The organism is Pseudomonas sp. AC463 (assembly GCF_979253585.1).
This window is the reverse complement of sequence record NZ_CEEDDZ010000009.1, coordinates 74,600-96,745: the sequence shown is the minus strand read 5'-3', so window position 1 is coordinate 96,745 and position 22,146 is coordinate 74,600. Positions and strand designations below refer to the sequence as shown.

Sequence of the window (22,146 nt, the reverse complement as noted above, 5' to 3'; positions counted from 1 at the left end):
CATGGCTGTTGGTCTTGGTCCTTTGCCCACATTGCACCCGGTTGCCGGTTTTGAACTCGGTATCGCTTCGGCCGGCATCAAGCGCCCGGGGCGCAAGGATGTGGTGGTGATGCGCTGTGCCGAAGGCTCGACCGTGGCGGGTGTGTTCACCCTCAACGCCTTTTGCGCCGCACCGGTGATCCTGGCCAAGCAACGCGTGGCCGGCACCATCCGTTACCTGCTGACCAACACCGGCAACGCCAACGCCGGTACCGGCGAGCCTGGCCTGGTAGCGGCTGCACGCACCTGCGCCAAACTGGCGCAGTTGACCGGCGTGGACGCCAGCCAGGTGCTGCCGTACTCCACGGGCGTGATCGGTGAGCCGCTGCCGGTGGAGAAAATCGAAGGCGCGCTGCAAGCTGCGCTGGATGACCTGTCTGTGGATAACTGGGCGGCCGCCGCCACCGGCATCATGACCACCGACACTCTGCCGAAGGGCGCGAGCCGCCAGTTCGTGCACGACGGCGTGACCGTGACCGTGACCGGCATCAGCAAAGGCGCGGGCATGATTCGTCCGAACATGGCCACCATGCTTGGCTACATCGCCACCGACGCCAAAGTTTCCCGCGAGGTGCTGCACCGCCTGATCCTGGACGGCGCCAACAAGTCGTTCAACCGCATCACCATCGATGGTGATACCTCGACCAACGACTGCTGCATGCTGATCGCCACCGGCCAGGCCAACCTGCCGGAAGTCACCGAGGCCAGCGGCCCGCTGTTCGCCGCGCTGAAGCAGGCGGTGTTTGAAGTGTGCATGGACGTGGCCCAGGCCATCGTACGTGACGGTGAAGGCGCGACCAAATTCGTTACCGTTGAAGTCAACGGCGGCGGCAACCACCAGGAATGCCTGGACGTGGGCTACACCGTGGCGCATTCGCCGCTGATCAAGACCGCGCTGTTCGCCTCCGACCCGAACTGGGGCCGTATCCTCGCCGCCGTCGGCCGTGCCGGCGTGCCGGACCTGGATGTGAGCAAGATCGATGTGTTCCTTGGTGACGTGTGCATCGCCAGCCGTGGCGCCCGCGCCGAAACCTACACCGAAGCCCAGGGCTCGGCGGTGATGCAGCAGGAAGAAATCACCATCCGTATCGAGTTGGGTCGCGGCGAATGCAGCGAAACCATCTGGACCACCGACCTGTCCCACGAATACGTGAAGATCAATGCGGAATACCGCACCTGACAGCAAAGAGGAACACGTGGTGAAACGAGTGCACGTAGCAGCAGCGGTGATCCGCGGTGTCGATGGCAGGATCCTGCTGGCGCGCCGTGCCGACACCCAGCATCAGGGCGGCCTCTGGGAGTTTCCCGGCGGCAAGGTGGAGGCCGACGAGTCGGTCGCCGCGGCCTTGTCCCGCGAATTGCAGGAAGAACTGGGTATCCAGGTCACCACGGCGCGGCCGCTGATCAAGGTGCAGCACGACTACCCCGACAAGCAGGTGTTGCTGGATGTCTGGGAAGTGTCGGCCTTTACCGGTGAGCCCCACGGTGTTGAAGGTCAACCGCTGGAGTGGGTGGCCCCTCGGGATTTGATCAACTATGAATTCCCGGCGGCCAACGCGCCGATTGTGGCGGCGGCACGTTTGCCGGCCGAGTACCTGATCACCCCTGGTGAACTGGAAGGCCCGGCGCTGTTGCGTGGGATTCAGAAGGCTATCGCCGGCGGCATCAAACTGGTGCAACTGCGTGCGCCCAATGGCTACGACCCCAAATACCGTGATCTGGCGGTGGACGCTGTGGGCCTGTGCGCCGGTAAAGCCCAACTGATGCTCAAGGGGCCGTTTGAGTGGCTGGGAGATTTCCCGGCGGCCGGCTGGCACATGACCTCGGCGCAATTGCGCAAATATGCCAGCAAGGGTCGGCCACTGCCGAAGGACCGCTGGCTGGCGGCTTCCTGCCACAACGCGGAAGAATTGGCATTGGCCGAGATGATGGACGTGGATTTTGTCACGCTGTCGCCGGTGCAACCGACTCAGACGCATCCGGATGCCCAGCCTTTGGGTTGGGAGCAGGCCGCGGAGTTGATCCGTGGGTTCAGCAAGCCGGTGTTTCTGTTGGGTGGGCTAGGGCCTGCCGAGCGGGAGCGGGCTTGGGAGGCTGGGGCTCAGGGTGTTGCCGGGATTCGGGCATTCTGGCCTGAGGGTTGATGTTGTCCTGACTGGCCCTATCGGGGGCAAGCTCCCTCCCACCTTTGATTTGTGAATACATTCAAGTGTGGGAGGGGGCTTGCCCCCGATAGGGCCCTGAAGGTCACCCAAAAAACCTCAGTGCGGCTTCGCTGCAGCCTGCCACAACACCTCAGCCACGCCCTGGCGCTTGGCAATCACCCTGGCCGCCACAAACAGCAAATCCGACAACCGATTGATATACGCCAACCCCACCCCTTCCAACGGCTCGACCGCATTCAACTGCTGACACCGCCGCTCCGCACTGCGCGCCAGGCTGCGGCACACATGAGCCTGGGCGATCAACGCTGAGCCGCCGGGCAGGATGAAGTTCTCCAGCGGCCCCACCTCTTCATTCCAGCGATCGATCGCCGCTTCCAGTCGATCCACTTCCGCCGCATTCAAGGCCTTGTACACCGGCATCGCCAGCTCACCGCCCAGGTCAAACAGGCGATGTTGGCACGGCGTCAATACCTCGATCACGTCCTGCAAGCCCGGATGCTGCCCACCGAGCGCTTCAAGATAAGCCAGCAGCAATCCCAAATGGCTGTTCAGCGTATCGACCTCGCCAATGGCCTCCACCCGCGGGTGGTCCTTGGGCACACGGCGGCCGTCGCCGAGGCCGGTTTCGCCCTGGTCACCGGTGCGGGTGTAAATCTTCGACAGGCGAAAGCCCATGGTCAGTGCTCCAGTTGGGTAAGTTCGTGAGGGGGCAGTTGGCTCCCGGCCAAGGGCAGGCGCAGGGTGAAGCACGTGCCCTGGCCGAGGGTGGAATGCACTTCCATCTGGCCCTTGTGGTTGTTGGTGATGATGAAGTACGACACCGACAGCCCAAGCCCGGTGCCCTGGCCGATTTCCTTGGTGGTGAAGAACGGCTCGAAGGTGCGTTTGCGCACGTTTTCACTCATGCCGATGCCGTTGTCTTCCACCTGGATTTCCGCCCACGGCGGGTTGAGGCGGGTGCGCAGGATGATGCGCCCCGGCTCGCTGTCGTCTTCACGCAGGTGAATGGCCTGGGCCGCGTTTTTCAGCAGGTTGAGCAGCACCTGTTCCAGCTCGTTGGCGGTGCCGGGCACCGGGCCCAGTTGCGGGTCGAACTGGCGGATGATCGCCTGGCCCTTGAAGTCGAAGCCGATGGCCAGGTCGAAATCATTGCCGGCAATTTCCACGGCCTGGTCGATCAGTGCTGGCAGGTCGCAGGGCGCCATCTGCCGGTTGCTGCGGCGGCTGAAGCTGAGCATGTGGGTGACGATTTTCGCCGCCCGTGCGCCGGCCTGCTGGATGCCGTCGAGCAGTTGCGGCACCTCGCGTCCTTCGAGGTAGCGGTTGACGGTTTCCAGCTCGATGCCCGCCTGTTCGGCGTGTTCCAGGTTCTTGGGCAGGTCGGGAGACAACCGGCGGCGAATGTTCTGCACGTTGTGCAGGATCGCCCCCAGCGGGTTATTGATTTCGTGGGCCATGCCGGCCGCGAGGCCACCGACCGAGAGCATTTTCTCCGACTGCACCATCATTTCTTCCAGGGACAGGCGCTGGGTGATGTCATCGATACGGATCACCACACCGCGCCCGGCGCCGCCGGTCAGCGGGTAGAAGGTCAGGGCGTAATGCTTGGGTTCATCGTCCTTGACCCAGGTGACGCGCTCGATGCGCTCTACCGTGTGTTGCTCGACCGTGGCCTTGATCTGCGGCAGGTACGGCTTGAGCGGCTGGAAGGCGAGGTAGATCGGCTGGTTCAGGGCTTCGTCCAGGCGCGTACCGGAAAGCGCGCTGGCTTCCTGGTTCCACTGGGTGACGTAGAGCTGTTCGTCCAGGGCGATCAGCGCCGAGGGCATCGAGTCGATGATGCTGTTCAGATAATTCTGAAAGCCTGTGAGTTTTTTCTCGATCTTGCTGCGAACCTGCACTTCCAGTTCCAGCTTGCGGTTGGTGTGACGGGTTTCTTCGGCCAGGCCCTGAGCCTGGTCGTAAGCGGCCTGGGAATCGTCCCGCGCGCGCTTGAGCTGCTGCTCGCGGGCTTCGATGCGCGAGAGCATGGTGTTGAACGCTTCGGCCAGGCTGCCGATTTCATCGTGGTTGCCACGGCCGGCGCGTAGGGCGTAGTTCTCTTCGCGGGTGACCTGGCGCGAGAGTTCTTCCAGTTCATGGATGGGTCGGGTGATCAGGCGTTTGATCTGCCGCGCGATGATCAGCCACAGCAGCACGCTGAAAATCAGGATGCCCAGGCTGGCCGTCAGCGTGCCGGTATAGAAGGCCACCGGCAGTTCACTGCTGGCCACCAGCAACAGGTGCCCGGACGGCTGGCCGGCGCGGGGCAGGGTGATGACCTGGTTGCTGCGAAATTCGGTGACGCGCCAGGCCTCGATATGCCGGTAGGTGTCCGGCAGGTGCAGGCGATCACCGTGCTGCATCTGCGCCAGGCGATTGCCTTCGCCGTCGTACAGGGCGGCGGCGCGCAGGGGCGAATAGCTGGTCAATTCGTTGAGTAGTGCGTTGGCCTTGGCCGGGGATTCGAGGGCGTCGGCGGCGAGGGCCGGGTTGGACACCAGGCGGCCGATGGCCTGCAAGGCCTGGGGCGCCATGCTTTCCTGGGAGATCCAGTAGGCGGCGCTGATAAACGTCAGGTTGGCCACCAGCAATACGGTGGTCAACAACACCAGCAGGGCGGCCAGCAGTTTCTGCCCTACCGGTAGATTTTCTAGACGCTGGCGCAGTGGCATCAGAGTTTTCCCAGGTGATAGACAGGTAGGCAGGGTAGCGCGTGCCTCAGTCGCTGGCCAATCCGTGTGCGCGTAAGTGCTCTACCAGACGCGTTCGCAGCTGTTGCAGATGTGGCAGCACCAATTGATGGCGCGCCGCCGCAAGACAGGCATAACCCAGCAGGTAGCTTATTTCGGTACGTCGGGCGTTGGCTACGTCCTGATACATGGAAGAGTAGTTGGCGGCCGTGGCCTGGATCACCCGTTCCACTTCGCTGTGCAGGTCCTCGGCGGCGGCAGGCTGGCCGCAGCGTTCAAGCAACTCAGTCAGCTCGCCGCACAAGGTCGCGACCTCACAGTGATGGGCTTGCAGGCCACCGTTGCGGCAGCTGTACAGCACCGTCAGCGGGTTGATCGCGCAATTGAGCGCCAGCTTGCGCCACAGGCGCGTAAGAATGGTGGTGCTCCATTCGTGGGGGATACCGGCGGCCCGCAGGTCGTCCAGCCACAGCGGCGGGGTAGGGTGGCCCGAATCCCCCAGCCAGGTGTAACCATGGCCGGCAAATACCACGCGCCAGTCGCCATCGCGGAATGCACCTTCGGTGCTGGAGGCAAAGATGCAGCGGGCCTGGGGCAGTTGCGCGGCTACGGCGTCCTGGCTGCCGAGGCCGTTCTGCAGCAGGATCAGTTCGGCGTCCGGTGCCAGTCGGTGCTGCAGTTGTGCGACGGCGCTTTGCGCGTCGTAGGCCTTGCACGCTACCAGCAGGCGCTGAATCGGCTCTGGGCTGTGGGGTGTTTCGCCGATCACCGGGTAGGTGTGTTCGACACCGTGCTCCACCAGGGTCAGGCCGTTGCCGGCTTGATAGCTGGCCAGGCGGGCGTCATCGCGCAGGATCAACCGCACGGGCAGGCCGGCGCGGGCCAGGCGTGTGGCCCACAGAGTGCCCAGGCTACCGGCGCCGAGAATATGCCAGGTGGTCGACATCAGTTTTTACTCCGTTGGGTCGCCCGCAGTGAACAGGACGAAAGAACCGCTATAATGCCCCGGCATTTTAGCTCGGGCGCGCTCCATCTCTACTGAGCCCGCCCCTTATATTGGAGAAATCACATGCCTTCGTTCGACGTGGTATCTGAACTGGACAAACACGAAGTCACCAACGCCGTCGAGAACGCCGTCAAGGAACTGGACCGTCGCTATGACCTGAAGGGCAAGGGCAGCTTCGAATTCAAGGAAAAGGAACTGACCGTCAACCTGACCGCTGAAGCCGATTTCCAGCTGGAAGCGATGATCGAGATCCTCAAGCTGGCCCTGGTCAAGCGCAAGATCGACGCCCAGTGCCTGGAAATCAAGGATGCCTACGCCTCCGGCAAGCTGATGAAGCAGGAAGCCGTACTTAAGGAAGGCATCGACAAGGAGCTGGCGAAGAAGATCGTGGCCCACGTCAAGGATGCCAAGCTCAAAGTCCAGGCCGCCATCCAGGGTGAGCAGGTGCGTATCACCGGCAAGAAACGTGACGACCTGCAAGAGGCCATCGCGGCCCTGCGCGCCAAGACGTTCGACATGCCGCTGCAGTTCAATAACTTCCGCGACTGATGGCCCGCTGGGGAACCTGGTGGCGTTTTTGACGTCCCACGCCCCAGAACCTGCGCCTGCAATTGAGCCCTACGGGGCTCAATTGCATTTATGGGCAACCCAATACGCCGAGCATCCGGTAACCAGGAGAAGATAGATGGATTTGAATGCTGAAGTGGATCACCTGATCAAGACCTCCGAGTCGTGGATCCCGATGATCATGGAGTACGGCAGCCGGTTTTTGCTGGCGGTGCTCACCCTGGCCATCGGCTGGTGGCTGATCAACGTGTTGACCAGCCGGGTAGGGCGTTTGCTGGCCCTGCGTAATGCTGACCTGGCGCTGCAACACTTCATCACCAGCCTGGCGAACATTGCGCTCAAAGTCATGCTGGTGGTCAACGTCGCCTCGATGATCGGCGTGGCAACCACCTCGTTCGTGGCCGCGATTGGTGCCGCCACCCTGGCCATCGGCCTGGCATTGCAGGGCAGCCTGGCGAACTTCGCCGGTGGCGTGCTGATTCTGTTGTTCCGCCCGTTCCGCATTGGTGACTGGATCGAAGCCCAGGGCACTTCCGGTACCGTCGACAGCATCCAGATTTTCCACACCGTGTTGCGCACCGGCGATAACAAGACCGTGATCATCCCCAACGGCAGCCTGTCCAACGGGCTGATCACCAACACCAACCGTCAGCCGACCCGCAAGGTGGTGTTTGATGTGGGTGTGGACTATGAGGCCGACCTGCAGAAAGCCCGTGAGGTGCTGCTGGAGCTGGCAAAAGATCCGCGTGTATTGGCTGATCCGGCTGCGGTGGCCGTGGTGTCGACCTTGGGTGATAGCTCGATCACCGTTTCGCTGCGTTGCTGGACCAAGACCGCGGATTATTGGGATGTGGTGTTTATGTTGAACGAACTTGCACGTGATCGTTTAAAGGCGGCGGGGATTGATATTCCGTTTCCGCAGCGTGTGATTCGAGTGATGCAGGAAACAGCAGCGAAGTAATCGTTTAACTTGGCTGAAAGGTCAGGTTAAACGTGTCAGCTTAAAGTTGTTAGTTAGCTTGCTAGTTATCTGCCTGCTGAAATAAAACTGCAATAAAAAAGCCGCTCCTCTGCAAAACAGGGGAGCGGCTTTTTTAGTTTAAGGCTGAAGCCTTAAGTCATCGTTGTAATTAAACCGACAATTACAGGATGTTCAGCGGGTATTGCGCGATCAGACGCAGTTCGTCGATCGATGGCGAGTTGTAGTACACCTGATCGCTGGAGCGGTAGGTCGCTTGACGCAGACGCAGGCTCAGGTCTTTCGCTGGGCCGCTTTGTACGACGTACTTGGCTTCGATGTCGCGTTCCCACTCTTTACCGTTGTTAGTGGTACCAGTGTTGGCGCCGCTACCGGTTACATAGCGAGTCATGAAGCTCAGGCCAGGAATGCCGAAGGTCGCCATGTTGATATCGTAACGAGCCTGGTAGGACTTCTCGCCTTCGGCGTTGAAGTCGGAACGAGCGATGGAGTTGGCCAGGAATACCGAGCCGCCGCCGTCTACACCGTAGCCGTAGTCGCCGTCGCCGGTAACCTTCTGGGCTGCCAGGGTGAAGGTGTGAGCACCGATGGTGTACGCACCCTGCAAGCTGAACGCGCGGTTGTCGAGCTTGGTAGTACCGTCTTTTTCTGCGCGTTGCAGGCCGGCACCTTCGCTCTTGGTGTCGTAGATGTTGAAGTCCAGTGCGAAAGACTGATCGTCGCTCAGCGCGTGAGTCCAGTTAAGGTTGCTGTAGTACTTGCGGAAGTAATCTTCGGTTTTCGCGTAGTACAGGCTACCGGTGAACTCTGGAGTGAAGGAGTAGACACCGCCGACGAAGTCGGTCTTGGTCAGGCCCAGGCTGTTATGGTCGGTCTGGTTTTGCGCGACGCTGGAAGTGAAGTGACCACCTTCCAGTTTCAGGCCCTTGATCTCGTTACTGGTGATCGAGATACCTTGTGGCAGCTCTGGTAGCAGACGGCTGTCGTCGGAAGCGAATACCGGCGCGGTAGTGTATTGGTCACCGATTTTCAGCACGGTATCGGAGATACGGAACTTAACGGCACCGCCGCCTTTGGAGTAATCGTCTTGCGAACGACCGTCAGAGCCGGTTGGGAACAGACCGGTACCGGCGCGGCCCTTGCCGCTGTCGAGCTTGACGCCCAACAGGCCGATTACGTCAACACCGACACCGATGGTGCCTTGGGTGAAGCCCGAGGAGTAGAGGGCATTGAAGCCCAGGCCGGACTCTTCTACACGGCTTTGTCGCTTGCCGTTGATGATGGTGTAGCCATCACCGCCCGGCTCGTTGCGGAAATCACGGCTGAAGTACAGCGCACGTGTATTGATGCCGAAAGTGCTGTCTTCAACAAAGCCCTTGGAGTCGTCCTGGGCGGACGCCATTGCGAACTGCGTAGTGCCTGCTGAAACAGCCAGGGCGATCATGCTCCACTTCATCACGCGCATCGTGATTTGCTCCTTTGGTTTTTAGAAGAGTACTGCCGTCCCACCTGTATTTTTATCTGGGCGGCTCTTTCTTTTTTGTGTCGGCGCAAAGTTATATCACGCAGACCCTATTGACGATACTTGCCAAACTTTCCTTTCAGCTTCTTTACGAGGCTGTCGTAAATTGCTAGGTCCATGTCGCAAATTCACAGCCCGAGTGCGACCGGGCTGACAACTTCAATACAGTTTTCAAACCCGTGTAAAAGTTTGAATCGATCCAGGGGCCGTATTGAAACGCTACTGTTTTTTATCGCGTAACACCCGCTTCCCAATGAGTGCCGTTGCCGACGATACAGGGGGTAATGCAACAAGCGCGCCCAACTCGGTAACCGAATGTCATTTTTTCGTGAAAAGTGTTTATGGCGTGTGAAAACCGCATAAGCACGGGCTTTTTACGTCGTTTGGTTTGGCCTTGACCCTCAGGTGCTACTCCTGTTCGCAGGTACAAAAAACCTGCTTTCGAGCAAAACGTTACCGGTTCACCCTTATGAGTGGGTAAACGGCGGATCCCTTTGAGGCACGGCTGAGTCATTTTGGTGCATCCCGTTGAGGCCCGACTTAGCGTAGCCCAGATATTCGCTTGCCTCTAAAGAGTGCGTATTTTTTCGTCGGCTCTTGCTGCAATGCCCGGGATTCGCCGTGAAGCCGGGCGCATTCGAAGGTATGCTGGGCGCCTGAACCTGACCTGCCGAACGGAGTGCCCGCGGTGTTCGCCTTAGATCAACGCCTGCAACAAGACACACTGGTCATCGGGGACTTCCCGCTGAGCCGCCTGCTGCTGTCCAACGACTCGAACTACCCCTGGTTCATCCTGGTGCCGCGTATAAACGCTATCAGCGAAGTGTTTCAGCTGGATGTCGCCGATCAGCAGCGGTTGTGGCAAGAGACGACCAGCCTGGCGCAGTTGCTGAACGAAGGCTTGGCGGCCGACAAGATGAACATTGGCGCGCTGGGCAACGTGGTTAGCCAGTTGCACGTGCATGTGATCGTGCGCAAACGCGATGACGCCGCCTGGCCGGCGCCGGTGTGGGGCAAGCAGCCGGCACAGCCGTACACCGAACCACAGGTAGCGGCTATTCGCGCGCGCATGCGTGAGTTGCTGCCTGCCGACTTTATCTTTGCGCAGGACTGAACCATGGATTTGCAAGACCGCGTGACGGACCTCGAAAGCCGCCTGGCCTTCCAGGACGACACCATCGAGACCCTCAATGACATCCTGGTGGCCCAGCAGCGCGCCGTCGAACGCCTGCAATTGCAGATGACCGCGTTGCTCAAGCGCCAGGAAGAAATGGGCGGCCAGTTCGAAACGTCCGAAGAAGAAGCGCCGCCGCCTCACTATTGACGGTTAACGGCAGGCAATAAAAAACCGCGAACCAGCCAGGCTGGATCGCGGTTTTTTTATGCTGCGAAGGCTGGAATCAGCGACGCGGCAGGGCAGCAATCACGTCTTCGGCCTGCAGGCCTTTGTCGCGATTCATCACGGAGAACTCCACGCGCTGGCCTTCCACCAGGACGCGATGGCCTTCGCCGCGAATGGCCCGGAAGTGGACGAAGATATCGTCGCCCGAATCGCGGGAAATAAAGCCGAAGCCTTTGGACGTGTTGAACCACTTGACGGTACCGGTATCCCGGTTGGTCATGTCGTAGTTTTGCGACGCGGCCGAGGGGGACGAACGGTAGAAGCTGATGGCCAGGTGAAGAACGATGGCGACCACAGCAATCACCAGGCTGAGCAGGATGGCCGGGTGGCCGCCCACTTCAGGCATTGGTGCCAGGAGGGTGAGGGTTTGAACGACAACGGTCAGTACCAGCAGCGCGCTGACCAGGTTTTGCAGTTGATGACGCGTGCCTTTGTTCCAGTAAGGGATCACCGGTGCCAGCGTCAGGTTAAGAAGGCCGAACAAGGCCAGGTACAGAGCGTCGTGTTGTTCCAGGTAGGGAGGGCTTCCCTGTTGCAAGCTCGGTATAAAGGACAGCAGCAAAGCTGCAACGCCCGTTAGCAGGTGGACGATTTTCAACATTTTGATTAACTCACGTTAAGACGGATCACGAGGAAGAGCTGACTGGCACGGTTCGCTTCTGAACAATGGGAGGCGTTGGGCACGTGCGCGGGGTATCAGCCTATGCCGCTGGCCGCGAAAATGAACGGCAGTGGCACGCCGCCTATTTAACAGCAAAGGCTGTGCCTACTCAAATCAAGCATTTCCACGTGTTGCAAGGCCTAGGGCATTTCTGCAGCAAACGCTTGTCCTAGACAGGTGCCGGGTTTTCTGTGGCGAGCGGGCTTGCCGCGTTGGACTGCGCAGCACTCCCTCGAACTGGCGCCATAGGGGCAATTTGCCGCACATCATCTGGGTGTGCCGGGCTGCACCTCACCCGCAGGCTTGCTAGAGTGGTCCTGCACCTGGTCAATGAATGCATGTCAATTGAAGGGGATAAACATGGCTATCGATATCGGTATCAGTGAAGAAGATCGCAAATCCATTGTCGACGGGCTTTCGCGGCTGCTTTCCGATACCTATGTGCTGTACCTGAAGACCCACAACTTCCATTGGAACGTCACGGGCCCGATGTTCCGTACGTTGCACTTGATGTTCGAAGAGCAGTACAACGAACTGGCCCTGGCGGTGGACTCCATTGCCGAGCGTATCCGCGCCCTGGGCTTCCCGGCACCGGGTGCGTATTCGATCTACGCCCGGCTTTCTTCCATCAAGGAAGAAGAAGGTGTGCCCAGCGCTGAAGAGATGATCAAGCAACTGGTGGCCGGCCAGGAAGCGGTGACTCGCACCGCGCGCGGCATCTTCCCCTTGCTCGACAAGGTCAGCGATGAGCCGACGGCTGACTTGCTGACCCAGCGTATGCAAGTGCACGAGAAAACCGCGTGGATGCTGCGTTCCCTGCTCGAAAATCAGTAAGCATCGCTCCTGAGTGGCGCCGCCCTGGCGCCACTCGCTTGTTTCCGCGCATTTCCTGGCGTTGTCCTACGCCTTTATACGTCCCGTCTTCTGGCCGCCTGCCTGCGCCTGCTGTTTTATAGGGCTATTGCCCAATGGGAGATCCCATGGGCGGCTGTTTGGCAATGGAGTGTCAGGTGTATGTCATGTGGAGTCGGTAATGGCGTGATGGAAACCGGTGGTTTTCATAAGATAAAAATCGATCCCTTTGCCAAGGGGTTCGATATGGGGCTGGCCAAGCCATTGTCCCGGTCGGTAAGGCTCAACGGGTTTTCCACGTGCCTGCGGCTGGAGCAGATCTATTGGAATATCCTCACGGAAATCGCCAGGATCAATGCCTGTTCGGTCAGTGCGTTGCTGTCCTATGTCGATCGGGAAGTACACTTGCGCCATGGCGGTGTGAAGAACTTCAGTGGGCTGGTCAGGGTGGTGTGTGTGGTTCACCTGTTAAAAGGTCGGGTTAGCGCGCCGAACCCTGGGTAATCGGCTGGCGCCGGGGCCTGCCTGCCGTCGAGGTGGGCAAGGCTGCGGGCAGAATGCCGGCTGCGCTGGCTCGATTTACCAGATATAATCCCGCGCTTTGCTGCGCATGCGCGTGGCGCAGTAACCTGATCGCCGAGACATCTCCATGCCCATGTACGACTATCAATGTGCTTCCTGTGGTCATCAGTTGGAAGCCATTCAGAAGATCAGCGCCGAGCCGCTGGTCGATTGCCCTGCTTGCCAGGCGCCTGAACTGAAGAAGATGTTGTCCATGCCGGGCTTCCGTCTGAGCGGTAGCGGCTGGTACGAGACCGATTTCAAGACCGGCTCCAAGAAGAACCTGGCGGGCGGCGACAAAGCAGACTGAGTTGAAACCCATGCGCAGGCTCCTGCATTATCCGTCCCCTGCTTAACTGTACGGTGACGAGGCGGGCCTCCACCGAATTTCGAATTACGAGAAGTGAAACCACTACCATGATGCGCAGCCACTATTGCGGCCAACTGAACGAGACCCTGGATGGTCAGGAAATCACCCTTTGCGGATGGGTTCACCGTCGCCGCGACCACGGCGGGGTGATCTTCCTCGATATCCGTGATCGTGATGGTCTGGCCCAGGTGGTATTCGACCCGGACCGCGCCGACAGCTTCGCCGCCGCTGACCGCGTGCGCAGCGAGTACGTCGTGAAAATCACCGGCAAGGTTCGCCTGCGTCCGGCCGGTGCCGTGAACGCGAACATGGCGTCCGGTGCCATCGAAGTGCTGGGCTACGAGCTGGAAGTGCTGAACGAGTCGGAAACCCCGCCGTTCCCACTCAACGAATACTCCGACGTGGGCGAAGAAACCCGCCTGCGCTACCGCTTCCTGGATCTGCGTCGTCCGGAAATGGCCGAGAAGCTGCGTCTGCGTTCGCGCATGACCACCAGCATCCGCCGCTTCCTCGACGAGAACGGCTTCCTCGACGTTGAAACGCCGATCCTGACCCGGGCCACCCCGGAAGGCGCGCGTGACTACCTGGTGCCTAGCCGTACCCACGCCGGTTCCTTCTTCGCGCTGCCGCAATCGCCGCAGCTGTTCAAGCAACTGCTGATGGTGGCCGGCTTCGACCGTTACTACCAGATCGCCAAGTGCTTCCGTGACGAAGACCTGCGCGCCGACCGCCAGCCGGAATTCACCCAGATCGACATCGAGACCAGCTTCCTCGATGAAAAAGAGATCATGGGCCTCACCGAACAAATGATCCGCAACCTGTTCAAGGAAGTGCTGGATCTGGAATTCGGCGAATTCCCGCACATGACCTTCGAAGAAGCCATGCGCCGCTACGGTTCCGACAAGCCAGACCTGCGTAACCCGCTGGAACTGGTGGACGTGGCCGACCAGCTCAAGGAAGTCGACTTCAAGGTGTTCAGCGGCCCGGCCAACGACCCGAAATGCCGCATCGCCGCCCTGCGCGTGCCTGGCGGCGCGAGCATGCCGCGCAAGCAGATCGACGATTACACCAAGTTCGTCGGCATCTACGGTGCCAAGGGCCTGGCGTACATCAAGGTCAACGAGCGCGCCAACGGTGTGGACGGCCTGCAATCGCCGATCGTTAAAAACATCCCGTTGGAGAACCTCAACGCGATCCTCGATCGCGTCGGTGCAGTCGATGGCGACATCGTGTTCTTCGGCGCCGACAAGGCCAAGATCGTCAGCGAAGCCCTGGGCGCACTGCGCATCAAGCTTGGCCACGACCTCGACCTGCTGACCTGCAAGTGGGCACCGATGTGGGTGGTCGACTTCCCGATGTTCGAAGAGAACGACGACGGCAGCTTCAGTGCCTTGCACCACCCGTTCACCGCGCCGAAGTGCTCGCCTGCCGAGCTGGAAGCCAACCCGGCTGGCGCGCTGTCCCGCGCGTACGACATGGTGCTCAACGGTACCGAGCTGGGTGGCGGTTCGATCCGTATCCACCGCAAAGAGATGCAACAAGCGGTGTTCCGCCTGTTGGGCATCAACGAAGCGGAACAGGAAGAGAAATTCGGCTTCCTGCTCGACGCCCTGAAATACGGCGCACCGCCGCACGGTGGCCTGGCCTTCGGCCTCGACCGCCTGGTGATGCTGATGACCGGCGCCCAGTCGATCCGTGAAGTGATCGCCTTCCCGAAAACCCAGAGTGCTGCGGACGTCATGACCCAGGCTCCGGGCGTGGTGGATGCCAAGGCGCTGCGCGAGCTGCACATCCGTCTGCGCGAGACGCCAAAGGCTGAGTAAGGCTGCGGCGTGAAAGCGCAATAAAGTTGTACGCAGTCAAAAAGGCGCATCTTCGGATGCGCCTTTGCGTTTAAAAGAGGGAATTCCTGCCTGGGGCAGGATTGATAAGGTTTCTAGAGAATTTCGGAGTTGTGTTATGGCTGGCCATTCCAAGTGGGCGAACATCAAGCACCGCAAAGAGCGTCAGGATGCCAAGAAAGGCAAGATCTTCACCAAGTGGATCCGCGAACTGACCGTCGCTGCCCGTCAGGGCGGCGGTGACCCGGGCTCCAACCCGCGCCTGCGCCTGGCGCTGGACAAGGCCCTCGGCGCGAACATGAGCCGCGACATCATCGACCGCGCCGTGGCCCGTGGTGCCGGCGCTGCCGACACCGACGACATGGTTGAGCTGACCTACGAAGGCTACGGCCCGGGCGGCGTGGCGGTGATGGTCGAGTGCATGACCGACAACCGCAACCGCACCGCGGCGGCCGTGCGCCATGCATTCAGCAAATGTGGCGGCAACCTCGGCACCGACGGTTCGGTGGCCTACCTGTTTGAGCGCAAGGGGCAAATCACCTTCGCACCGGGCGTGGACGAAGACGCGCTGATGGAAGCGGCGATGGAGGCGGATGCCGACGACGTGGTGACCAACGAAGACGGCTCCATCGACGTGTTCACCTCCTTCGCCGGTTTCTATGCCGTGCGTAACGCGCTGGAAGCGGCTGGTTTCAAAGGCACCGACGCGGAAATCGTGATGCTGCCGACCACCAGTGCCGAGCTGGACCTGGACGGCGCACAGAAAGTGCTGAAGATGCTGGATATGCTTGAAGACCTGGATGATGTGCAGAACGTGTACTCCAACGCCGACATCCCCGAATCCGTGGCTGAACAGCTAGGCTAAAGGACGATGTAGATCCAAATGTGGGAGGGGGCTTGCCCCCGATGGCGGTGTGTCAGTTACTTATAAATCGACTGAACCACCGCTATCGGGGGCAAGCCCCCTCCCACATTGAAACGACGGTGTGTCAGAAATTGTTTTTACCCAACCCGCAGGCGTTATGACTTTAATCCTAGGTATCGACCCCGGTTCGCGCATCACCGGTTTTGGCGTGGTGCAACAGACCCCGCGCGGCTGCATCTACGTCGCCTCGGGTTGCATCCGCACCGGCGCGGGCGAGTTGGCCGAGCGCCTGCAGATTGTCTATCGCGGCGTGCGTGAAGTGATCCAGACCTATGGCCCGGTAACCATGGGCATCGAAAAAGTCTTTATGGCCAAAAACGCGGACTCGGCGCTCAAACTCGGCCAGGCGCGGGGCGCCGCCATTGTGGCCGGCGCGGAGGAGGGCATGGAAATCGCCGAATACACCGCCACCCAGGTCAAGCAGGCCGTGGTCGGCACCGGTGCGGCGAATAAAGAGCAGGTGCAGATGATGGTCATGCACATGCTCAAGCTCACCTCCAAGCCGCAGATCGACGCCTCCGACGCCCTGGCTATCGCGATTTGCCACGCGCACACGCGTTCCAGCTTGCTGCCCCATGGTCTTGGCACGGCACGCAGTCGTGGCGGGCGCCTGCGTCTCTGATAGCATCAGCGCAATCGTTATTTCCGGTCGGGCCATGTTCTGACCTCAAGCTTTAAGGATCTGAATCGTGATTGGACGCTTGCGCGGCACCCTGGCTGAGAAACAGCCGCCGCACCTGATTCTGGATGTAAACGGGCTGGGGTATGAGCTGGAAGTGCCCATGACCACCCTGTACCGCCTACCGTCGGTCGGCGAGCCGATAACCTTGCACACACACTTGGTGGTGCGCGAAGACGCGCAATTGCTCTATGGTTTCATCGGCAAGCGTGACCGCGACTTCTTCCGCGAGCTGATTCGCCTCAACGGCGTGGGCCCCAAGCTTGCGCTGGCGTTGATGTCGAGCCTGGAAGTGGATGAGCTGGTACGTGCGGTTTCGGCCCAGGACACCTCGGCGTTGACCAAGGTACCTGGCGTGGGCAAGAAAACCGCCGAGCGCCTGTTGGTCGAACTCAAGGACCGATTCAAGGCCTGGGAAGTCGTACCGAGCATGTTTGCCCTGGTACCGAACCAGCCGGATATGCCGGCGGGCCAGGTCGCCAGCGCCGAAAGCGATGCGGTCAGCGCGCTGATTTCCCTGGGCTACAAGCCGCAGGAAGCCAGCAAGGCGGTATCGGCCATCAAGGACAAGAACCTGAGCAGCGAAGACATGATCCGCCGAGCCCTGAAGGGAATGATTTAAGTGATTGAAGCAGATCGTCTGATCGCGGCCACCGGCCCGCGCGACCGTGAAGAAGTCCAGGACCGCGCCATCCGCCCCCTGAGCCTGGCCGAATACATCGGCCAGCCCACCGTGCGCGAGCAGATGGAGCTGTTTATCCAGGCTGCGCGCGGGCGCAACGAATCGCTGGATCACACGCTGATCTTTGGCCCGCCGGGACTGGGTAAAACCACGCTGGCCAATATCATTGCCCAGGAAATGGGCGTGTCGATCAAGTCCACCTCCGGCCCGGTGCTGGAGCGGCCGGGCGACCTGGCAGCGCTGTTGACCAATCTTGAGCCCCATGACGTACTGTTCATCGACGAGATCCACCGGCTGTCGCCGATCGTCGAGGAAGTGCTGTACCCGGCCATGGAAGACTTCCAGCTCGACATCATGATCGGCGAAGGCCCGGCGGCCCGCTCGATCAAACTCGACCTGCCGCCTTTTACCCTGGTCGGCGCGACAACCCGCGCGGGCATGTTGACCAACCCGCTGCGAGACCGTTTCGGCATTGTTCAACGTCTAGAGTTCTATAGCACCGCTGACCTTGCGACCATCGTCAGCCGTTCGGCGAGCATTCTTGGCTTGCCCTTGGACCCTGAAGGCGCGTTTGAAATCGCCCGTCGGGCGCGTGGCACGCCACGAATCGCCAACCGTCTGCTGCGCCGCGTGCGCGACTTTGCCGAAGTGCGGGCCAAGGGGCATATCACCAAGGCCGTGGCCGACCTGGCGCTGAACCTGCTGGATGTCGACGAGCACGGCTTCGATCACCAGGACCGGCGACTCCTGTTGACCATGATCGAGAAGTTTGACGGCGGCCCGGTGGGCGTCGACAGCCTGGCGGCGGCCATCAGCGAGGAGCGCCATACCATTGAGGATGTACTGGAGCCGTACCTGATCCAGCAGGGCTACATCATGCGTACGCCAAGGGGGCGGGTGGTGACGCGCCATGCCTACTTGCACTTCGGGTTAAACATTCCGTCACGATTGGGGGAGATGCCTGTGGTAGACGAATTCCTCGATGCAGTGGACGATTAAAAGCACCACGCAAGTCGATTTATTCGAGGTTTGTGCTGTCCTAGTGGCTGGCGTCGTCATTCAGTCAGATGAAATGTTTCATTGAATGAAAAAACAGTTGCCCAGCCCGATTGGCAACCTGAGGAGTAAGCACTAGAGTATGCGCGCGCAAAATGGGGATCCGTCGTTCGCACATCGCTGTCGCGTTTATTACGAAGACACCGATGCGGGCGGCATCGTGTATTACGTCAATTACCTCAAGTTCATGGAGCGGGCTCGAACCGAGCGGCTACGGGAGCTGGGCTTTGCCCAATCCGAGTTGGCAGGGGAGGACCTGTTGTTTGTCGTGCATTCCAGCGAGGCGCGGTATCACGCGCCGGCGCGATTGGACGACGAGCTGCTGGTCAGCGCTGAAGTAATCGAATTGAACCGTGTCAGCCTGCGTTTCAAGCAGCAGGTCAGGCGGGCAACGGATGCAACGCTGCTCTGTGAGGGGCAGTTCCTGGTGGCCTGTGTGCGCACCAATAGTTTGAAACCCCGGGCCATTCCCGAAGCTCTACGCGCGGCCTTTGCCGACGTAAGCGGCGCGGGTAAACAATCAAAGCAGGAGATTTAGCGTGGAACCTACCGTCGTCGACCATTCCTCCATGTGGAGCCTGGTCAGCAATGCCAGTGTTGTGGTTCAACTGGTCATGCTGACCCTGGTAGCCGCATCGGTTACCTCTTGGGTCATGATTTTTCAGCGCAGCAACCTGCTGCGTGCCGGTCGACGTGCCCTGGAGAGCTTTGAAGAGCGCTTCTGGTCGGGTATCGACCTGTCCAAGCTGTACCGTCAGGCCGGCAGCAACCCGGACCCGGATTCGGGCGTAGAGCAGATCTTCCGCGCCGGCTTCAAGGAATTCTCCCGCCTGCGCCAGCAGCCGGGCGTTGACCCGGAAGCGGTGATGGAAGGCGTGGCCCGTGCCATGCGCGTCGCCATCTCCCGCGAAGAAGAGAAACTGGAGCAGAGCCTGCCGTTCCTCGCCACCGTAGGTTCGGTCAGCCCGTACATCGGCCTGTTCGGTACCGTGTGGGGGATCATGAACTCCTTCCGTGGCCTGGCTCAGGCGCAGCAAGCGACCCTGGCCACCGTGGCCCCGGGTATCGCCGAAGCCCTGATCGCCACCGCGATCGGCCTGTTTGCCGCTATCCCCGCAGTAATCGCCTACAACCGTTTTGCTGCAACCAGCGAAACGCTGATCGGCCGTTACTACACCTTCGCCGATGAATTCCAGGCGATCCTGCACCGTAAAGTGCACACCAGCGAAGAATAAGCAGGTAATTCCCAATGGCTTTAATCGCTCGAGCTCGCAAAAAGCGCAAGCCGGTCGCCGAGATGAACGTAGTGCCCTACATCGACGTGATGTTGGTGCTGCTGGTCATCTTCATGGTGACCGCGCCGATGCTCAACCAGGGCGTGAAGGTTGATCTGCCCAAGGTTTCCAGTGAAGCCTTGCCGCAAGACAACAATACGCAGGTCCTGACCATTTCGATCAAGGCTGACAAGACCTATTACTGGAACCTTGGCAGCGAAGTCGACACTCAGAAACAGCAAGACAAGGCCATGACCTTGCCGCAGATGACCGACGCCGTGACCAAGATCATCCGGTCCGGCAACGAAGGCGGCAAGCACACCCAGGTGTTCATTCGCGGCGACAAAGTCGTCGACTACGGCTCCGTCATGGGTGCCATGGGCGGGCTGCAGAAGGCCGGCGTCGGTAACGTTGGCTTGATTACCGAGGCGCCCTGATGCAGCAACAGCGAGAGCCGTCCGCCTCGGAAAGCTTCTTCTGGCCTAGCGTCTGGGCAATTGCCCTGCACGTCCTGGTATTTGGCATGCTGTTCGTCAGCTTTGCCATGACCCCGGACCTGCCGCCAGCCAAGCCGATCGTGCAGGCGACCCTGTATCAGCTGAAATCGAAAAGCCAGGCCACCACCCAGACCAATCAGAAGATTGCGGGTGAGGCCCAGAAGTCGGCTGCGCGCCAGACTGAAGTCGAGCAGATGGAACAGAAGAAGGTCGAGCAGGAAGCGGTGAAGGCTGCTGCGGAACAAAAGAAAGAAGAGGCGGCTCAAAAGGCCGAGGAATCGAAAAAGGCTGACGAAGCCAAGAAAGCTGACGAGGCGAAAAAGGCTGATGAAGCCAAGAAAGCCGACAAAGCTGCCGAAGCCAAAAAAGCCGAAGAGAAACAATTGGCTGATATAGCCAAGAAGAAGTCTGAAGAAGAAGCCAAAAAAGCTGCCGAAGAAGAGGCCAAGAAACAGGCCGCTGAAGACGCCAAGAAAAAGATAGTCGAAGACGCGAAGAAGAAAGCCGCCGAAGACGCCAAGAAAAAAGCTGAAGCAGACGAGGCGAAGAAGAAAATCGCCGACGACGCGAAGAAGAAAGCTGCCGCCGACGCCACCAAGAAAAAGGCCCAGGAAGCAGCGCGTAAATCCGCCGAAGAGAAAAAGGCCCAGGCCTTGGCAGATTTGCTTTCCGACACGCCGCAGCGTCAGCAAGCCTTGGCCGATGAGCGTGGTGATGAAGTCGCGGGCAGTTTCGACGACCTGATTCGGGCACGGGCAGCAGAAGGCTGGACACGTCCACCTTCGGCACGCAAAGGCATGACAGTCGTATTGCAGATCGGCATGTTGCCGGACGGCACGGTGACTTCGGTCAGCGTGGCCAAGGGCAGTGGCGATGCTTCGTTTGACAGTTCAGCGGTTGCAGCGGTCAAGAACATTGGCCGGTTGACCGAGATGCAGGGAATGAAACCAAGCGACTTCGCTCCCTATCGTTCATTCAAGATGACATTCACACCTGAGGATCTAGCCTTGTGAGAAACCTTCTTCGAGGAATGCTTGTCGTTATTTGCTGTATGGCAGGGATAGCGGCGGCAGATGAAAAGAACATCCTGGTCACCAGCGGTAGCGATCGGGCCACCCCGATTGCGGTAGTACCGTTCGGCTGGCAGGGCGGTAGCGTGCTGCCGGACGACATGGCCCAGATCGTCAGCGATGACCTGCGCAACTCCGGTTACTACGCGCCGATTCCGAAAGGCAACATGATCAGCCAGCCAAACCAGGCCAGCGAAGTTGTGTTCCGCGACTGGAAAGCCGTTGGCGCCCAGTACCTGATGGTCGGCAATATCACGCCGGCCGGCGGTCGCCTGCAGATCCAGTACACGTTGTTCAACGTGGCCACCGAGCAGCAGGTTCTGACCGGCAGCGTATCGGGCACTGCCGAGCAACTGCGCGACATGGCCCACTACATCTCGGACCAGTCGTTTGAAAAGCTCACCGGTATCAAGGGTGCGTTCTCGACTCGCCTGCTGTACGTAACGGCTGAGCGTTTCTCCGTAGACAACACTCGTTACACTTTGCAGCGCTCGGACTACGACGGTGCTCGCGCCGTGACCCTGCTGCAATCCCGTGAGCCAATCCTGTCGCCGCGCTTCGCGCCGGACGGCAAGCGTATTGCCTACGTGTCTTTCGAGCAGCGTCGTCCGCGCATCTTCGTACAGCACATCGATACTGGCCGTCGTGAGCAGATCACCAACTTCGAAGGCCTCAACGGTGCACCGGCCTGGTCGCCGGATGGTTCGCGCCTGGCGTTCGTGCTGTCCAAGGACGGCAACCCGGATATCTACGTGATGAACATGGCTTCGCGCCAGATCTCTCGCGTAACCAGCGGCCCGGGCATCAACACCGAACCGTTCTGGGGTAAGGATGGTTCGACCATCTACTTCACCTCCGACCGTGGCGGCAAGCCACAGGTCTACAAGGCAAACGTAAACGGCGGCGGCGCGGAACGAGTGACCTTTATCGGTAACTACAACGCAAATCCGAAGCTTTCGGCTGATGAAAAGACGTTGGTGATGATTCACCGTCAGGATGGTTTCACTAATTTCCGGGTTGCGGCCCAGGATTTGCAGCGTGGAACGGTAAAAATCCTCACAGATACCAACCTTGATGAGTCAGCTACTGTTGCGCCCAACGGCACCATGGTAATCTACGCCACCCGCCAGCAGGGCCGGGGAGTCTTGATGCTCGTGTCCATTAATGGACGCGTAAGGCTCCCGCTTCCTACCGCTCAAGGCGAAGTCAGAGAACCGTCCTGGTCCCCTTACCTGAACTGACGCGGCGCTACAAAAAGAAGTACTT

24 protein-coding genes are annotated in these 22,146 nt (G+C 60.0%); 19 read left to right on the top strand and 5 right to left on the bottom strand.

Annotation, left to right across the window (positions count from 1 at the left end; genetic code table 11):
- Position 1: 1 nt before the first annotated feature.
- On the top strand, positions 2 to 1,219 hold the full coding sequence (argJ, locus tag AC0IYH_RS13300) for a bifunctional glutamate N-acetyltransferase/amino-acid acetyltransferase ArgJ (RefSeq protein ID WP_116628669.1): 1,218 nt from the start codon (positions 2 to 4) through the stop codon (positions 1,217 to 1,219).
- Between the two features lie 19 nt (positions 1,220 to 1,238).
- Positions 1,239 to 2,183 carry a Nudix family hydrolase gene (locus AC0IYH_RS13295; RefSeq protein ID WP_122772616.1) on the top strand — a complete coding sequence of 315 codons (945 nt, stop codon included), beginning with the start codon at positions 1,239 to 1,241 and terminating at the stop codon, positions 2,181 to 2,183.
- A 117-nt stretch (positions 2,184 to 2,300) separates the two neighbouring features.
- On the opposite strand, the gene AC0IYH_RS13290 is transcribed toward AC0IYH_RS13295, so the two are convergent.
- The 3 genes from AC0IYH_RS13290 to AC0IYH_RS13280 are packed head-to-tail and all read right to left on the bottom strand — an operon-like array spanning position 2,301 to position 5,882.
- The gene (locus AC0IYH_RS13290) at positions 2,301 to 2,879 is read right to left on the bottom strand and encodes a cob(I)yrinic acid a,c-diamide adenosyltransferase (RefSeq protein WP_116628668.1); all 579 of its coding nucleotides are present in this window, start codon (positions 2,877 to 2,879) and stop codon (positions 2,301 to 2,303) included.
- Positions 2,880 to 2,881: 2 nt separating this feature from the next.
- Complete coding sequence (locus AC0IYH_RS13285; RefSeq protein WP_122772543.1) at positions 2,882 to 4,918, bottom strand: ATP-binding protein; 2,037 nt, start codon at positions 4,916 to 4,918, stop codon at positions 2,882 to 2,884.
- 46 nt (positions 4,919 to 4,964) lie between these two features.
- The gene (locus AC0IYH_RS13280) at positions 4,965 to 5,882 is read right to left on the bottom strand and encodes a putative 2-dehydropantoate 2-reductase (protein WP_471834709.1); all 918 of its coding nucleotides are present in this window, start codon (positions 5,880 to 5,882) and stop codon (positions 4,965 to 4,967) included.
- Positions 5,883 to 6,005: 123 nt separating this feature from the next.
- Here AC0IYH_RS13280 and AC0IYH_RS13275 point away from each other — a divergent pair, with 123 nt between their 5' ends.
- The gene (locus AC0IYH_RS13275; RefSeq protein WP_116628665.1) at positions 6,006 to 6,491 is read left to right on the top strand and encodes a YajQ family cyclic di-GMP-binding protein; all 486 of its coding nucleotides are present in this window, start codon (positions 6,006 to 6,008) and stop codon (positions 6,489 to 6,491) included.
- Positions 6,492 to 6,627: 136 nt separating this feature from the next.
- Positions 6,628 to 7,470 carry a mechanosensitive ion channel family protein gene (locus AC0IYH_RS13270; protein ID WP_471834707.1) on the top strand — a complete coding sequence of 281 codons (843 nt, stop codon included), beginning with the start codon at positions 6,628 to 6,630 and terminating at the stop codon, positions 7,468 to 7,470.
- 181 nt (positions 7,471 to 7,651) lie between these two features.
- Here AC0IYH_RS13270 and AC0IYH_RS13265 read toward each other — a convergent pair whose 3' ends face one another.
- A complete protein-coding gene (locus tag AC0IYH_RS13265) occupies positions 7,652 to 8,953 on the bottom strand; it encodes an OprD family porin (protein ID WP_471834705.1) in 1,302 nt (433 codons plus the stop codon).
- 745 nt (positions 8,954 to 9,698) lie between these two features.
- Between AC0IYH_RS13265 and AC0IYH_RS13260 the strand changes: the two genes are divergently transcribed.
- Entirely contained in the window at positions 9,699 to 10,124 is a 426-nt protein-coding gene (locus tag AC0IYH_RS13260) for an HIT domain-containing protein (RefSeq protein ID WP_471834703.1), read from the top strand.
- Between the two features lie 3 nt (positions 10,125 to 10,127).
- Entirely contained in the window at positions 10,128 to 10,334 is a 207-nt protein-coding gene (locus tag AC0IYH_RS13255; protein ID WP_027605535.1) for a SlyX family protein, read from the top strand.
- A 76-nt stretch (positions 10,335 to 10,410) separates the two neighbouring features.
- On the opposite strand, the gene AC0IYH_RS13250 is transcribed toward AC0IYH_RS13255, so the two are convergent.
- Positions 10,411 to 11,013 (bottom strand): cold-shock protein, encoded by a 603-nt coding sequence (locus AC0IYH_RS13250; RefSeq protein ID WP_116628661.1) that lies wholly within the window; start codon positions 11,011 to 11,013, stop codon positions 10,411 to 10,413.
- A gap of 420 nt (positions 11,014 to 11,433) precedes the next feature.
- Between AC0IYH_RS13250 and AC0IYH_RS13245 the strand changes: the two genes are divergently transcribed.
- From AC0IYH_RS13245 to tolB, 13 genes are all read left to right on the top strand, one after another.
- A complete protein-coding gene (locus AC0IYH_RS13245; protein WP_003193874.1) occupies positions 11,434 to 11,907 on the top strand; it encodes a Dps family protein in 474 nt (157 codons plus the stop codon).
- Between the two features lie 180 nt (positions 11,908 to 12,087).
- On the top strand, positions 12,088 to 12,429 hold the full coding sequence (locus AC0IYH_RS13240) for a ribbon-helix-helix domain-containing protein (RefSeq protein ID WP_122772540.1): 342 nt from the start codon (positions 12,088 to 12,090) through the stop codon (positions 12,427 to 12,429).
- A gap of 145 nt (positions 12,430 to 12,574) precedes the next feature.
- Positions 12,575 to 12,796 carry an FmdB family zinc ribbon protein gene (locus tag AC0IYH_RS13235; protein ID WP_090400567.1) on the top strand — a complete coding sequence of 74 codons (222 nt, stop codon included), beginning with the start codon at positions 12,575 to 12,577 and terminating at the stop codon, positions 12,794 to 12,796.
- Between the two features lie 107 nt (positions 12,797 to 12,903).
- Entirely contained in the window at positions 12,904 to 14,679 is a 1,776-nt protein-coding gene (gene aspS / locus AC0IYH_RS13230) for an aspartate--tRNA ligase (RefSeq protein ID WP_116628659.1), read from the top strand.
- A 136-nt stretch (positions 14,680 to 14,815) separates the two neighbouring features.
- Positions 14,816 to 15,562: a YebC/PmpR family DNA-binding transcriptional regulator gene (locus AC0IYH_RS13225; RefSeq protein ID WP_122772539.1), complete on the top strand. Its 747-nt coding sequence runs from the start codon at positions 14,816 to 14,818 to the stop codon at positions 15,560 to 15,562.
- A gap of 157 nt (positions 15,563 to 15,719) precedes the next feature.
- Positions 15,720 to 16,244 (top strand): crossover junction endodeoxyribonuclease RuvC, encoded by a 525-nt coding sequence (gene ruvC / locus AC0IYH_RS13220; RefSeq protein WP_005790910.1) that lies wholly within the window; start codon positions 15,720 to 15,722, stop codon positions 16,242 to 16,244.
- Positions 16,245 to 16,311: 67 nt separating this feature from the next.
- On the top strand, positions 16,312 to 16,923 hold the full coding sequence (ruvA, locus tag AC0IYH_RS13215; protein WP_003175802.1) for a Holliday junction branch migration protein RuvA: 612 nt from the start codon (positions 16,312 to 16,314) through the stop codon (positions 16,921 to 16,923).
- The gene (gene ruvB / locus AC0IYH_RS13210; protein ID WP_053257756.1) at positions 16,924 to 17,982 is read left to right on the top strand and encodes a Holliday junction branch migration DNA helicase RuvB; all 1,059 of its coding nucleotides are present in this window, start codon (positions 16,924 to 16,926) and stop codon (positions 17,980 to 17,982) included.
- A 139-nt stretch (positions 17,983 to 18,121) separates the two neighbouring features.
- Entirely contained in the window at positions 18,122 to 18,577 is a 456-nt protein-coding gene (gene ybgC, locus AC0IYH_RS13205) for a tol-pal system-associated acyl-CoA thioesterase (RefSeq protein WP_471834699.1), read from the top strand.
- A 1-nt stretch (position 18,578) separates the two neighbouring features.
- The gene (gene tolQ / locus AC0IYH_RS13200) at positions 18,579 to 19,274 is read left to right on the top strand and encodes a protein TolQ (RefSeq protein WP_015885609.1); all 696 of its coding nucleotides are present in this window, start codon (positions 18,579 to 18,581) and stop codon (positions 19,272 to 19,274) included.
- 23 nt (positions 19,275 to 19,297) lie between these two features.
- Positions 19,298 to 19,750, top strand: a complete 453-nt coding sequence (gene tolR / locus AC0IYH_RS13195; RefSeq protein ID WP_161630238.1) for a protein TolR — start codon at positions 19,298 to 19,300, stop codon at positions 19,748 to 19,750.
- Positions 19,750 to 20,823, top strand: a complete 1,074-nt coding sequence (tolA, locus tag AC0IYH_RS13190; protein ID WP_116628656.1) for a cell envelope integrity protein TolA — start codon at positions 19,750 to 19,752, stop codon at positions 20,821 to 20,823. The genes tolR and tolA overlap by 1 nt, the downstream gene beginning before the upstream one ends.
- A gap of 17 nt (positions 20,824 to 20,840) precedes the next feature.
- Positions 20,841 to 22,121 carry a Tol-Pal system beta propeller repeat protein TolB gene (gene tolB / locus AC0IYH_RS13185; protein WP_043205819.1) on the top strand — a complete coding sequence of 427 codons (1,281 nt, stop codon included), beginning with the start codon at positions 20,841 to 20,843 and terminating at the stop codon, positions 22,119 to 22,121.
- The last annotated feature ends 25 nt before the right edge of the window (positions 22,122 to 22,146 follow it).